Here is a 14,253-nt window from a genome sequence, read left to right on the forward strand (position 1 = left end):
GAATTATCTGTAGGGGTTGACTTAATCTGCAACAGTGCTTGATGAATGCACCTTCTGCCAAAGGCGATCGCGAATTATCTGAAGTTGCTCTTGGGTACTGATAGGGTTACGTGGTTGCGGTAGTTCGCTATTAGGCCAGTTTGGTAAAGTATTGCAGGGACAAGACAAAGCTGGCATACCAAGGTTCCGCATTGGTACTGGCATTTCGCAACGACTACAAGGCAGCATTTCCCATGCTGGTGTTAGCAGTTCCGCAATTGTTTCATCAGTTCCTTCTAGATGACACTCATCGGCTTGATGACAAATTTGTTGCCAGATGCCTTCAAATTCTTCACTATAGCGATCGCCTTGCAGCACTTGTTGAGGCAATAACTCTGCCTTGCCATTGCCAACCATAACCTTCCTGCCTAACTGAAACCAGTAGGCCAGATATCTTTTAACGTCTTGTTCGTTTGCCATATAACTAATTCTAGATTGTAAATTTGACACTTTGATTATTCAATGTTGAATAAACAATTAAGAGATTTAGTCAACACTTGTAGAGACGCGATTCATCGCGTCTGAGATTCATCGCATCTGCACTCAACAATGAACACTTAAGTATATTGCTTAATTGTAAATCGCTTATCTTTCTGGGGGCGGTAATGGCACACCAAGAATGCTGAGATTTAATACATGACCCCCAGTTACTAAATAAACACTATCGCAAATAACTCCTAATTGGCGGACTAACATACCCAAGCGATCGCGGAATTGACGGCCACTAGGATAAGCAGGTACAACTCCCCAACCCACTTCTTCTGCAACAAATAACATATCTGCCGCAACTAGTTGTACAGTCTCTAAAAATTCTGTTATTGTATTCTCCCAGCTAATTTCGTCTTGTTCAAGCAAATTAGCTACCCAAGTTCCTAACGAGTCAACTAAAAGGCAGGTGTTTGGTTTGGCATCAGCTAAAGTAGCAGTAAGTTCTATAGGTACTGATAAAGTTAACCAATCTTGAGGACGGCGTTGCTGATGTTTTTGAATGCGTTTTTGCCATTCTTCATCAGCTGGGTCTGACACAGCTGTTGCTACGTAAACAACAGTCTTTCCTGACTGCATCGCTAGAGTTTCTGCCCATTCACTTTTACCAGATCTCGCTGGCCCTGTGATTAAGATCACTTTACCCAAAGCCTTTTCCTTAATATTTTTAATTGATTCAGGTTAGAATTTCTGAACTGAATTTTCCCGTTAGGGCTGAGATTGTTGGTTTTAAATATCTCTAAAGAGATAAAATTAGCACCAGCATCATTGATGCACAAATGGCATAAGCCAAAAATCCCAACAACCCCATTGTGAATTATTCAACACTACTGGGGACAGCAAATTTCAGGATATCTTTATGAAAACAGGCTGGAAACGCATTGAGGCAACTCTACACGATTTAGGGAATAAAGGTAGCGCCGATACTCCAGAAACAGGTGATCCGCAAAAGCGGCCTTTCTCTTTTAGAATCAGCGTTGGGACAACTGAATCTACAGATAGTGTGCTGAATCCTTCACCAGAGGAACTAGAGAAAGAGGGAAAAACAATTGACCTCAGTCCCGATGCTGAAGGTAGCTTTTCTGACTCAGAGGAATTATTTGCCCACCATCCTGGTGTACAGGCTTTTTCGACACAAGATAGCGGTGGTAAAACACCTAGCCTACCGAAATTTAAAACACCCAGCTTCAGCAACCATCGCCACGGTGCAAATCCGGGATTGGCAATGAATTTGTTAAAGGATATTGAGGAAACCGTTGTAGGTTGGGAGAAGGAACTACATACGATCCTCAAGCAAATTCAAGATGTTTATTTAGAAGGGCCAATAGTCAATGGCTGGTTAGAATCCAACACCAAAGAACCAGACCAAGGCGGAAAAGCGACATTACGCCATGCAGAAGTTGAGCAGCTGATGGATTATGTAGAAGAAATTTGTGCGGCGGGTGCTAAAGTTTCTTATCAATCTTCCCGTACAGGCTACCGTCTATGCGGTGTAGATGCTTCCGGCCAAGTTTGGACACGTCCCTGTCCACCCGATCAGGTTCCATCGGTAAGTATGGCGATCGCACGTTATCAAAAATTACGCCAACTTTTAGGACGCAAACAATACCTGGAAACTCGCCTTAGTCAATTAGCTGAAACACTGGTAATATTACACAGCCACGTTCAGCAAGCTTAAAGTTCTCAAGATTATTTCCGAAGAAACTCGGTTGGTAGGAGTAAATTTTTGGTATAGATTAGCGGCATTAGGTTACGGTTGGATGTTGTCATGAGTCATTGGTCATTAGTCATTAGTTATTAGTCAAAGCTTTATAGACTTTGTATAACTTGCGACTGTTGGCTTGAGACTTTTGACCACAGACAACTAGTAACAATAAACACCATAACTAATGCCTATGCCAGATATCCAAATCTCTGCCATTATTTGTACTCACAATCGAGACACCTATTTAGGTGCGGCGATTGATAGTCTGTTGGCACAGAATTTTGCGGCTGAGTTTGAAGTTTTGGTAGTTGATAATAACTCCAGCGATCGCACTAAGGAAGTTGTAGCACAAAGAGCCAGCAATCCTAGGTTAAAGTATGTCTTTGAGCCAACTACTGGTTTATCTGTAGCGCGCAATACGGGTGCAAAACTAGCGAGTGGAGAGATTCTCGCTTATTTAGATGATGATGCAGTCGCAAGCGATCGCTGGCTTTCAGTATTTTATGATGCCTATAAAAATAACTCGCAACTAGCGATCGCTGGTGGTAAAGTTACTCTTTTATGGCCCCAAGATGTACAACAACCACGCTGGCTATCCCCTGGATTAGCCGCAAATTTGGGTGCATACGACTTGGGTGACAGCACAACTTATATTGATAAACCGAGTTTCACACCCAGAGGTTTAAATTACTGTATACGCCGTTCCTTCTTGGAAGAAATTGGCGGTTTTGATCCGCATCTTGGTCGAGTCGGCAAAAATTTATTATCCAATGAAGAACTACAAATGACAGAATTTGCCCTGCAAAAAGGTTGGCAAGTTGCTTATCTTCCCGCAGCTTTAGTGGCACACAACGTTGCACCAGAACGCCTAAAACGTTCTTGGTTTTTAAACCGCGGCTGGTGGCAAGGTATTAGTGAATGTTACCGCGAACAGCTAGCAGGGAAAGCCGGAATTAGCCAATTACAACGAGGTGGCGAACGCTTTATTCGCGGTTTATATAAAGCATTGCAATACTTTTCCGATCCAGCAGAACGCTTTGACAAGCTTGTTTATGCTTATGGTCAGATTGGTTATTTAAATGCTGCTATTCAAGGGCTGCTATCAACAGCAAATAAAAAATAATATCTAAAAATCTATTTTAAATCTTATATGTCATCTAAAATTCCTGTTTCTGTACTTATTCCCGCTAAAAATGAGCAAGCTAATTTACCAGCCTGTCTCACTAGCTTGCAAATGGCTGATGAAGTATTTCTAGTTGATTCTCAAAGTACAGATAACAGCGTCGCTATTGCAGAAAGCTTTGGCGCTCATATCGTCCAATTTAAATTTAATGGTAGCTGGCCGAAGAAGAAGAATTGGTCTTTAGAGAATCTGCCATTTCGCAATGAATGGGTGTTAATTGTCGATTGCGACGAGCGGATTACATCGGAATTATGGGCAGAAATTGCTCAAGTAATTGAAGATGATGAATATGCAGGTTATTATCTCAATCGTCGGGTCTTTTTCCTAGGAAAATGGATTCGCCACGGTGGTAAATATCCCGATTGGAATTTGCGGTTATTTAAGCATAAACAAGGGCGTTACGAAAACCTGCATACCGAAGATATTCCCAATACTGGCGACAATGAAGTTCACGAACATGTAGTTTTAGATGGTAAAGTCGGCTATCTCAAAAACGATATGTTGCATGAAGATTTCCGCGACCTTTACCACTGGTTAGAAAGACACAATCGTTATTCCAATTGGGAAGCCCGCGTTTATTACAATCTGCTCACCAATCAAGATGAAGGTGGCACAATTGGCGGACATTTATTTGGTGATGCAGTCCAACGCAAACGCTTCTTAAAAAAAGTCTGGGTACGTCTACCATTTAAACCTTTATTACGGTTTATTTTGTTCTACATTATTCAGCGCGGCTTTTTAGATGGCAAAGCTGGCTATGTTTATGCCTGTTTATTAAGCCAATACGAATATCAAATCGGAGCCAAACTCTACGAATTACGCGACTGCGGCGGAACGCTGAATACGGCGAAATCGTAGTGAGGGGGATGAGGGAGATGAGGGGGATGAGGGGGATGAGGGAGATGAGGGGGATAAGGAGGATGAGGGAGATGAAGAGAAATCCCAATTACCAATTACCCATTACCAATTACCAATTACCCATTACCAAATGACAAATAACAAATACCCAATGCCCAATGCCCCATGCCCCATGCCCCATGCCCCATTTGCCGATTTACGCAAGTATGACCAATCCTGGTTTGATAGAGGGCGACCGGGTTGGTATATTTTGTTGTGGTGGTTGGTGCAGGCGATCGCGTTTCCTTTGACTATACAACCGTTAAATCAGCTGCGTTGTATGTTGCTGCGCTTGTTTGGGGCGCGGATTGGTAAAGGTGTATTGATTCGCCCGACTGCACGCTTTACCTATCCTTGGAAAGTTACTATCGGTGACTATAGCTGGATTGGTGATGATGTCGTGTTCTATAGTCTGGATGAGATTCACGTCGGGGATCACTGCGTAATTTCCCATAAAAGTTATCTCTGTACTGGTAGCCATGATATGCGCGATCCGGCTTTTGGCTTGAAGACAGCGAAGATTACTATTAATAATGGCGTTTGGGTAGCAGCTGATTGTTTTGTCGCCCCTGGTGTGGAAATCGGCGCAAATGCTGTGATTGGTGCGCGTAGTAGTGTTTTTACTTCCATGCCATCTGGACAAGTTTGTTTAGGTAGTCCTTGCCGTCCGCAATATCCTAGGATAGTTGATAATTCGTAGTTCGTAATTGATGGAGTAAGGGACTTCCAAATAAAAAAATATCCCAGTATTTATTGTGGGGTGGACATCTTGTCCGCCCAGATTACGTGGCGGGCAAGATGCCCGCCCCACAAGATGGAATAATTTATTTCTTGTAAATCCCTAAGGATTGGTTTAGCGGTAGACTTCTGGGTTGACGCAATAGGGAAGACGATCGCCTTTTAAGCCGGCGATTAAGTTTGCGATCGCAATGTCTGCCATTTTTGCTCTTGTTTGACGGCTGGCGCTGCCGATGTGGGGTGTGATAATCAGGTTGTCTAAGGTTAGCAAGGGGCTATCCATTGGTAGCGGTTCGGGATCGGTGACATCTAAAGCGGCGGCGGCGATTTGCTTTTGGGAAAGTGCCCGATACAATGCCTCTTGGTCGATAATCGTTCCCCGTGCGGTATTAATTAAGATAGCCGATGGCTTCATTAAAGCAAATTGGCGATCGCTTAATAAATGATATGTCTCTTGATTCCCTGGGGTATGGATACTGATAAAGTCAGATGTTTGCAATAACGTGTCTAACGTTACAAACTCCGCACCATAACACTTTTCTACTTCTGGCTGACATTTACGGTTGCTGGTATATAGTATTCTCATATCAAAACCTTGGGCACGACGCGCTACAGCTTGTCCAATCCGTCCCCAGCCGATAATACCCAAGGTAGCACCTGCAACATTCGGCCCTAATAATAAATCTGGTTCCCAAGTGCGCCACAAACCTGCACGGGTAAATCTATCAGCCTCCACAACTCGCCGTGCAGTAGCCATGATTAATGCCCAAGTTAAATCTGCGGTGGCATCAGTTAATACACCGGGCGTATGTCCCACCGGAATTTTCTGTGCAGTCGCTGCGGCGATATCGATGTTATCGAACCCCACAGCCATTTGACTAATAACTTTCAGCGAGGAACTAGCAATTAACTGTTGGTCGATTCTATCAGTCAACAGACACAACAACCCATCTACAGCCTTCACCTTAGCCAGCAACACCTCATAAGGCGGCGGCTGACGTTCCGGCCAAACTTCCACAGATGCATAGGCATTGAGTGGTGCTAAATCAGTTGGTAGATTGCGAGTAATGAAGATTTTCATTTGTCATTAGTCAATTGGTAATGGGTAATGGGTAATGGGTAATGGGTAATTGGGATTTCTGCTCATCCCCCTCATCTCCCTCATCCCCCTCATCCCCCTCATCCCCCTCATCTCCCTCATCTCCCTCATCTCCCTCATCTCCCTCATCTCCCTCATCTCCCTCATCCCCCTCATCCCCCTCATCCCCCTCATCTCCCTCATCTCCCTCATCTCCCTCATCCCCAATCCCCTCACTGCTGCCTCACCCATTCCTCAAACAGGCGGGAGCCGACTGTATAATATTCATCATCACTGCTGCTAATTACACCAGTACCAGCGATGACTTCTAGGGCTTCTGTGACTTTGGCGCGGCTGAAGTTGGTATATTGTGCTAACTCTAGGGGTGTGGTTGTACGGGTATGGATGAGGGCAGAATAAACTGTGCGTTCGTCTTGGCTAAAACAGCCGGAGAGGTTTTCGTCGTTCCACCAGGCGGAAAAGTCTTTGTCGTGGTGCTGGAGTAATTTGTCGATGAGATAATCGCGGAAGTCTTGCTGGTTGGAGTCAAAAATCAGGTTGAGTGATTGTTGGGTGAGGTAGGGGTGACATCCTGACCATTCTAGGATTGCGGTGATGGTATCGTCATTTAAAGTGATGTTTTCTTGTTCGGCGCGATCGCCTATCAATTTTTTGGTATCTTCTGCAGTTAAAGCCCCTAACCATTCGATTTCGGCGATGTTTAATAATGGCGAACCAACGCGCTGCTGATATTCCTTTAAGTTGCGGTAACCGGAGAGTAATAAACCTAAGCTAGATTTGATGGCGGTGTCGGTATCTTTTAAGCCCCGCAGGTAAGCCCAAGCGTCATTCGCCCAATCTTCGTTGACAATGTACTCAGCGCCATCGATGAGGAAGCAAACGCCTTGAAACTTCAGCTTCCGCAGTTCTTCTGTGGTTTTTAAGAATGCTAACCGGAAGTTATCGTTATCTAAACGCTTTTCTGTATCGGCATTAGTAAAATTTAATTTAATATCTGCTTGGCTGAGGAACTTTAAGGTTACTTCTCCACCTGTGATTTTACCGAGAAAGTCGCGGTACATTTGGCGAATTTCGGTTAAAGGAACTTGTCGCCACCTTTCTATGGCTTCCCGCAGTCTGGCGATGAGGAGGTAACGCAGGTTGTCTAAGTCTTTGGGTTGTTCTAACTGGAGGTTAATTAATACGGGGAAGGCGCGCCGGGGATAACTGCTAGTAGGATTAAGTAAATTCCATTCCACAGCCCGTAAAGCGCTGGTTTTACCTAAACGCCTTCCGCCTAACAAAATCCGCACTTGAAAGGGGGATTTGAGCATGGTATTAATTAAGTCGCTGCGTCCGAAGAAGTGGGAGGGATCTGTAATGGCGACGCGGTAGTTATCGAAGGGACGTTCTCCACCAAAATCCGACATTGTTCGCTTTCCTCTACTGTCATTTGCATCTGTATCCAATGTGATAATAGAGGAATTCGGAGATGGTAGAAATCCTGATGCTCAATTTCCTCTTGATACAACAATCCAACATTTGTGAGCCAATTACAAGCATCTAGGCATTGGTTGGCGGTAAAGCGGCTTTGCAGGTGGTGGAGTAGGGCTGCTTGGGGGATTTTGTCGTGGAATGGTTCGTTACAGGCGATAACGCGCAAAATTGAGATTGCAACTTGAAAGTTGCGTTTTTCTAAGTCTTCCCAAATGCTTTTTTCCAGGTAATTCTTTAATTCGCCTTTCTGGGTTAAGGTTCTGGCTAAATAAGGTTCTACCATTGCCCAGGTAATTAGCAGATTACCATTTTGATTGAGCTTGGTATTATTATCTTTAATCTTCTCTGTTAAAAAGCGAGCTAATTGACGAGATACAAAGGGATGTCCGCCGCTTTGGTTGTGGATTTGTTGGGGCGTATCTGTGTCAAATTCTAAGCCCATTAACTTACCCAGATTCACCAGCATATCTTGGGTTTCATCGGTGGAGAAAGGAGCTAAAAAGATTTCTTTGAAGAAGCTATAGACTGGATTTGTGGCAACTCCTGGTTGTGACCAATAATTAATGCGATTACAATCGGGATGCACATCAGCAATGAGTAATGAGATTTGCCGTTGTTGTTGGCATAATACTCGCAACGCACCAAAAACAGCATTAAATTCTTCGGCTTTTTCGCGGCTGTCTGCTGGGGTGGGAATAATCCTTTCGACTTCATCTAAAAAGCAGAGAATCGGCAATTTATATTGATTATTTTTCTGAATGGCGCTTGCAAGTTGATTTACTCGTTGAATAAATTCACTCGCTAATTCGCTGGCTGGTTTATCGGTGGCGAAAGGTGGAAATTGGGGGAGTGGTTCGGCACTTTCTAGAGTTGAGAGACATTGGATAAACTTGTTAAATAAATTCGCACCGTAGCGAGAATTGCTATAACTTTGTAAATCGATGCGGACTATAGGATATTCCCGCAGCATAAAGTCTAATTGAAATAACACTGAGGTTTTACCTGACTTGCGTAAGCCAAATAAACCCACACCTTGATATCTGATTAATTCTTCGCCTAAGCGTTGTAGTAATTCTGTGCGCCCGAAAAATGATAAGGTATCGGTGATGGCGTTTCTATCATCAAAGAAATCAGCCCGTTGCAGGTATCTATCAGTATATTCTTCCAGCAAGCCGATACAGTCATATTTATTGCTTAATGCCTTTTCTACAGATGATAATGGCATGGGAATCAGCAGAAAAGCATCGCGTAACCGTACCTTAGCAATTTCCATTCTGGCTGTAGTATCTGGCGGGAGTTTGTAGATTAATAAGCCAGCTTTTTGGGTTTGTTCTGTAGGTAATTGCTGGGCAAGTTCTACCAATTGGATAATATCTTTATCGGTGGGGGTATCAACAGTAATTAAAACCGGGAAAGGGGCATAACTGCTGAGACTACTGGTAATAGATTCGATAATTAGATATTCTTTTTCCCGCTTTACCTGAGCATCAACTTGTTCTAAAAACTTGGCTACTAAATCTAAATATTCAGTTTTCTGTTCGTGTTGTTGTAGGAATTGCTTAAATGTCTCGGCTTGAGTCCATTGAGAAGGTAAGCGTAACTGTACTAACTGGAAAAACTTATCACTTAAAGTATGGTCTTTGCTGTTAGCTGCATATTCAATAATATGTTCTCGCAGTTCCACAGCCGCATCTAAAGGCAGTAAATTAGCTAATAACAGATAGACACCGCGAAATCTGGGATCGTTAATGTGTTGATTAACTCGTTCTTGAACTGCTTCACCTTCACCCAGAAAGTTTTGCACCAAGAAGAATTCCATGATTTTATCGTGGCGGAAATACCAGATTTTCTCGGCTTCGCCCTTGTCATTTTCCCATTGACGGCTGATGACCATTTTATATTTTTCATCTTCCAAGCTGGTTAATTCCCGTTGAAATTCCTGGGCGGGTATGATGGTTTGATCATTGAGCCGCATTTGGTAAACAGCTTGAGAGAATCGCTTTAAAGGGAATACCTGATGCCATTCTCGCTGGTATTCCGCCGACATTAGCTGATATTGCTGTTCTTGCAAGCGAAATAAATTAGGTTGCTGTCCCTGTGATAGCATCAACGCCACCAGCGTTAAATCCATCGGGTTAGAAAGAATGCGCTTGGCTGCGGCTAAATCTTCCGGCGATTGTTGTTCGTTAAAGGCTTCCGCGAGGTAGTTGGTACAAGCTTGCGCGTATTTACTCTGCGTAGGGTGCGTTATGGACGATAGTCCTAACGCACCAGAAGCGTCGCTGGGTACGCCAGCCTCGGATGGTGCGTTAGCCTGCGGCGTAACACACCCTACATCATTTTGCGTAGGGTGTGTTATGGACGATAGTCCTAACGCACCGGAAATCTCGCTGGGTACGTCAGTCTCCGATGGTGCGTTAGCCTGCGGCGTAACACACCCTACATCATTTTGTGTAGGGTGGGTTATGGATGATAGTCCTAACGCACCGGAAATCTCGCTGGGTACGTCAGTCTCCGATGGTGCGTTAGCCTGCGGCGTAACACACCCTACATTTTCCCCATTCCCCAATCCCCGTTCCCCAGTCCCCAGTCCCCAGTCCCCAATCCCCAGTCCCCTCGTCAGCAAAAACCGCTCAATCTGCTCTCGCTGCAATGGCTGCAATTCATATTTCTTCGCTGTGGAAGGGGGTACCCAATCTAGGGGCTGGGTGGTCATAATGATATTGCCACCAAAAAAGCTTTCGGCAAACTGGGAGACTTTCGCCCTGGTGTCGGCGGTGACTTCGTTGAGTCCGTCGATGCAGATATCTAAGGCTCGGTTGTAAATCAGGTTTTTGAGGAATTTGGTATCGTCTACCTGTCCCCGTAGCTTGGCATAAATTGCTTCTAGTACGCCTTTGTCACACTTTTGGGCGGGGAGGTAAACAAATAAGCGCTGGGAGTTGTTCGCTAAATGGCGGAGAAACATTGATTTACCTAAACCAGATTCGCCTTCTAAGACGATTTGCCCTTGCAGTGTGGGGATTGCTTGGGTAATTGGTTGAATTTCTGGTGTTATGTTGTCCGTGAAATCTGTCTTTGGCTGTACCCCTTTTCGCAAAATCCTACTTGTCATTGCGAACGGAGCGACAGCGTAGTGAAGCAATCGCAAGATCCGGAGATTGCTTCGCTCCACTGCGTTACGCTCGCAATGACGGCTGATAAATTTCGCTAGAAAATTTTGCTTTCTTCCCCATTCCCCCTTCCCCTGTCCCTTTCCCCCTCCCCCCCGTGGAACCTTGACAAAAGACTCACCAAAATAAGCTTGCTCAACGAAATTATCTAACCCCGCATCTGCTAGCAGCAAAGGTTGAAATGGTTCTAACAATCTTTGACGCAGCCAAGGAACCCAAGTTAAGAGTAAGCCAATGTAACCAAAACCGAGAATTCGCCTTGCCCAAGGATTCCAGAATAAAGGTGCGAGAATTTGGGTAAATTTAGGGTAGGCAAGGATGAGGGTAAGCCAAATGGCAAGGTGAATGAGGATGATGTTTCTGGCGAGGAAAAACCACTTCCAAAATGCTAGATTATCAATGACACGCTGCAAAGTATCAGCTTCGTTATATCCACCTTTTTTAAGGTTTTCATGGTGACGTTGAAGTAACGCGATATCCCATACTTGCCAATGAACTAGTTTAGCAACTACAGCAATTCGTTGTGCCAATTCAACCCGCAATTCTGGAAGATAATCACTAAGTTTCCAGGCTTGATCAAACAATTCCATGATTTCTCTACCCTTGTCAGGAGTCAAATCATTTGGTTTGGTCTTAGGCTTGCCAATCCATTGCATCAAAGTTTCTACATTTTCGTCGCCACCACCGATGAAATGCGCCAGAAATCTTAATTGACTTACGCCAGAAGGATATTTTTGCACTATATCCAGAACTTGCACTAAAACGGGCAAACCTTGCTTACCTAGTTTTAATAAAGCTTCCAGTGTCGCACTAAGGACATCGGAGTCAGAATCTTTGAGGAGTGCAGCGACGTTGGCGGCAAAGTCTTTGGCTTGTATCTGCCCCAGTGCAGAAGCTGCGGCACTACGGACATATGATTGAGAATCTTTGAGGAGTGTGGCGACATTGGCAGCAATATCTTTGGCTTGCATCTGCCCCAGTGCCGAGGCTGCGGCACTACGGACATATGATTCAGAATCTTTGAGGAGTGCGGCGACATTCGCGGCAAAGTCTTTGGCTTGCATCTGCCCCAGTGCAGAGGCTGCGGCACTACGGACATATGATTCAGAATCTTTGAGGAGTGCGGCGACATTCGCGGCAAAGTCTTTGGCTTGCATCTGCCCCAGTACAGAGGCTGCGGCACTACGAGCATCAGAGTCAGAATCTTTGAGGAGTGCGGCAACGTTGGCGGCAAAGTCTTTGGCTTGCATCTGCCCCAGTGCCGAGGCTGCGGCACTACGGACATATGATTGAGAATCTTTGAGGAGTGCGGCAACGTTGGCGGCAAAGTCTTTGGCTTGCATCTGCCCCAGTGCAGAGGCTGCGGCACTACGAGCATCAGAGTCAGAATCTTTGAGGAGTGCGGCGACGTTGGCGGCAAAGTCTTTGGCTTGCATCTGCCCCAGTGCCGAGGCTGCGGCACTACGAGCATCAGAGTCAGAATCTTTGAGGAGTGTGGCGACATTGGCAGCAATATCTTTGGCTTGTATCTGCCCCAGTGCCGAGGCTGCGGCACTACGAGCATCAGAGTCAGAATCTTTGAGGAGTGCGGCGACCTTGGCGGCAATGTCTTTGGCTTGCATCTGCCCCAGTGCTTTGGCTGCGGCACTACGGACATATGATTCAGAATCTTTGAGGAGTGCGGCGACGTTGGGGGCAAAGTCTTTGGCTTGCATCTGCCCCAGTGCTTTGGCTGCGGCACTACGGACATTCCAGTTAGAATCTTTGAGGAGTGCGGCGACGTTGGCGGCAAAGTCTTTGGCTTGCATCTGCGCCAATGCATCGGCTGCGGCACTACGAGCATCAGAGTCAGAATCTTTGAGGAGTGCGGCGACGTTGGCGGCAAAGTCTTTGGCTTGCATCTGCGCCAATGCATCGGCTGCGGCTCTACGAGCATCAGAGTCAGAATCTTTGAGGAGTGCGGCGATGTTGGCGGCATAGTCTTTAGCTTGCAGCTGCCCCAGTGCCGAGGCTGCGGCTCTACGAACATATGATTCAGAATCTTTGAGGAGTGCGGCGACGTTGGCGGCAAAGTCTTTGGCTTGCATCTGCCCCAGTGCCGAGGCTGCGGCTCTACGAGAAAGGCTCTTTTCTTCTTTTTCTTCTGTGTCTGGTGGCAATAGCTGCTTAACAAGCAGATTTACAACATCTTGATAGTTGGGAATTTGCTTTTTGGGATTATCTAGCTTGTATTCTCCCAATTTATTTACCGCTTCTAGCCTCACTCCAGCATAGGGGTCTGCCAGGGCTGCGAGAATGCCTTTAATTTCCCAATCTTGAGGCTTGGGTTTGGGTTCTTCTTCGGCATTTACCCAACTCAGGGAAAAGATAACAGTTAGTACACAAGTAAAAATAAACAGGAAAATCCGCGATAACCTGCGACGGTTGCCGGCATTTTTGGGCATGATGGGGAGACAGAACAAAAGGCTCTTAGTTGTCATTTGTTCTTGGTCATTTGTCCTTTGTCCAATTAAGTTAGTGTAGCAGTGGGATTGGCTGGGTGGGAAGAAGGGGGAAAGGGGAAGGGGGAAGGGGGAAGGGGGAAAATTAAGGGATTCACAACCAATTAGATCTGGTTGTTTACCAATGAGCGCTCATCCATAGAGAACATCGGTTCCTTCATGACCAACGTGATCGGGTTGTCTATCAATGAGCGCTCATCCATAGAGAACATCGGTTCCTTCACAACCAACGTGATCGGGTTGTCTATCAATGAGCGCTCATCCATAGAGAACATCGGTTCCTTCACAACCAACGTGATCGGGTTGTCTATCAATGAGCGCTCCTTCGTTCACAACCAGCGCTCATTCACAACCAATGAGGTCTCATTTATTGAAAAGGCGATCGCTTTGTCTATGAATAAGGGATTTCCAAGAAATAAATTATTCCATCTTGTGGGGCGGGCATCTTGCCCGCGACATAATCTGGGCGGACAAGATGTCCACCCCACAATAAATACTGGGATATTTTTTTATTTGGAAGTCCCTAAGGGATTTCCAAGAAATAAATTATTCTATCTTGTGGGGCGGGCATCTTGCCAGTGGTGTCAACTTAAGGTGAAACCCGCTTGGGTACTAGGTTTCGCCCTCACCCCCAGCCCCTCTCCCAGAGAGCTACGGTGTACACACAAGTCTTAAAATTCCCCCTAGTACTTGGTTTCGTCATCTAACTAATGGTTGTGCGATCGCTCTGGAAGCCTGTCATTGCGTTCGCGTAGCGTCTCGTAGAGAGGAGGAACGACGTTCGCGGAGCGTTCTCGAAGAGTAGCAATCGCAAAAACCACGGGATTATGTGATTACTTCGCTCCGCTATCGCTGCGCTCGTAATGACATTTTAAGGGGACTATAACGCCTGAAACCCTTGTAGATAGTACTTGTGTGTACACCATAGCTCCCAGAGAGAGAAGGGAGCAAGAGAT

11 protein-coding genes are annotated in these 14,253 nt (G+C 45.5%); 4 read left to right on the forward strand and 7 right to left on the reverse strand.

All coding sequences use genetic code 11. From position 1 onward, the window contains the following. Window positions 1-21: 21 nt before the first annotated feature. Both HGR01_RS23455 and cobU read right to left on the reverse strand, forming a co-directional pair. A complete protein-coding gene (locus HGR01_RS23455; protein ID WP_045874230.1) occupies window positions 22-459 on the reverse strand; it encodes a hypothetical protein in 438 nt (145 codons plus the stop codon). Window positions 460-624: 165 nt separating this feature from the next. Beyond that, window positions 625-1,173 (reverse strand): bifunctional adenosylcobinamide kinase/adenosylcobinamide-phosphate guanylyltransferase, encoded by a 549-nt coding sequence (gene cobU, locus HGR01_RS23460; protein ID WP_045874229.1) that lies wholly within the window; start codon window positions 1,171-1,173, stop codon window positions 625-627. A 211-nt stretch (window positions 1,174-1,384) separates the two neighbouring features. Here cobU and HGR01_RS23465 point away from each other — a divergent pair, with 211 nt between their 5' ends. The 4 genes from HGR01_RS23465 (at window position 1,385) to hpsU (ending at window position 5,010) form a co-directional block, all read left to right on the forward strand. After that, window positions 1,385-2,203, forward strand: a complete 819-nt coding sequence (locus tag HGR01_RS23465; RefSeq protein ID WP_045874228.1) for a hypothetical protein — start codon at window positions 1,385-1,387, stop codon at window positions 2,201-2,203. A 217-nt stretch (window positions 2,204-2,420) separates the two neighbouring features. After that, complete coding sequence (locus HGR01_RS23470; protein WP_045874227.1) at window positions 2,421-3,353, forward strand: glycosyltransferase; 933 nt, start codon at window positions 2,421-2,423, stop codon at window positions 3,351-3,353. A 27-nt stretch (window positions 3,354-3,380) separates the two neighbouring features. Beyond that, the gene (locus tag HGR01_RS23475; RefSeq protein WP_045874226.1) at window positions 3,381-4,271 is read left to right on the forward strand and encodes a glycosyltransferase family 2 protein; all 891 of its coding nucleotides are present in this window, start codon (window positions 3,381-3,383) and stop codon (window positions 4,269-4,271) included. Between the two features lie 130 nt (window positions 4,272-4,401). Further along, window positions 4,402-5,010 carry a hormogonium polysaccharide biosynthesis acetyltransferase HpsU gene (gene hpsU / locus HGR01_RS23480; protein ID WP_369792193.1) on the forward strand — a complete coding sequence of 203 codons (609 nt, stop codon included), beginning with the start codon at window positions 4,402-4,404 and terminating at the stop codon, window positions 5,008-5,010. Window positions 5,011-5,163: 153 nt separating this feature from the next. On the opposite strand, the gene HGR01_RS23485 is transcribed toward hpsU, so the two are convergent. From HGR01_RS23485 to HGR01_RS23505, 5 genes are all read right to left on the reverse strand, one after another. Beyond that, window positions 5,164-6,129 carry a 2-hydroxyacid dehydrogenase gene (locus HGR01_RS23485; RefSeq protein ID WP_045874224.1) on the reverse strand — a complete coding sequence of 322 codons (966 nt, stop codon included), beginning with the start codon at window positions 6,127-6,129 and terminating at the stop codon, window positions 5,164-5,166. Window positions 6,130-6,135: 6 nt separating this feature from the next. After that, complete coding sequence (locus HGR01_RS23490; protein WP_052335423.1) at window positions 6,136-6,378, reverse strand: hypothetical protein; 243 nt, start codon at window positions 6,376-6,378, stop codon at window positions 6,136-6,138. Beyond that, the gene (locus HGR01_RS23495) at window positions 6,360-7,556 is read right to left on the reverse strand and encodes a hypothetical protein (RefSeq protein WP_045874223.1); all 1,197 of its coding nucleotides are present in this window, start codon (window positions 7,554-7,556) and stop codon (window positions 6,360-6,362) included. Before HGR01_RS23495 ends, HGR01_RS23490 begins: the two co-directional genes overlap by 19 nt. Then, entirely contained in the window at window positions 7,469-13,276 is a 5,808-nt protein-coding gene (locus tag HGR01_RS23500) for a HEAT repeat domain-containing protein (RefSeq protein WP_081584153.1), read from the reverse strand. The genes HGR01_RS23495 and HGR01_RS23500 overlap by 88 nt, the downstream gene beginning before the upstream one ends. 125 nt (window positions 13,277-13,401) lie before the next feature. Then, the gene (locus HGR01_RS23505) at window positions 13,402-13,611 is read right to left on the reverse strand and encodes a hypothetical protein (protein ID WP_155539635.1); all 210 of its coding nucleotides are present in this window, start codon (window positions 13,609-13,611) and stop codon (window positions 13,402-13,404) included. Window positions 13,612-14,253 lie beyond the last annotated feature (642 nt).

It is taken from the genome of Tolypothrix sp. PCC 7712 (assembly GCF_025860405.1).
GTDB lineage: Bacteria > Cyanobacteriota > Cyanobacteriia > Cyanobacteriales > Nostocaceae > Aulosira > Aulosira diplosiphon.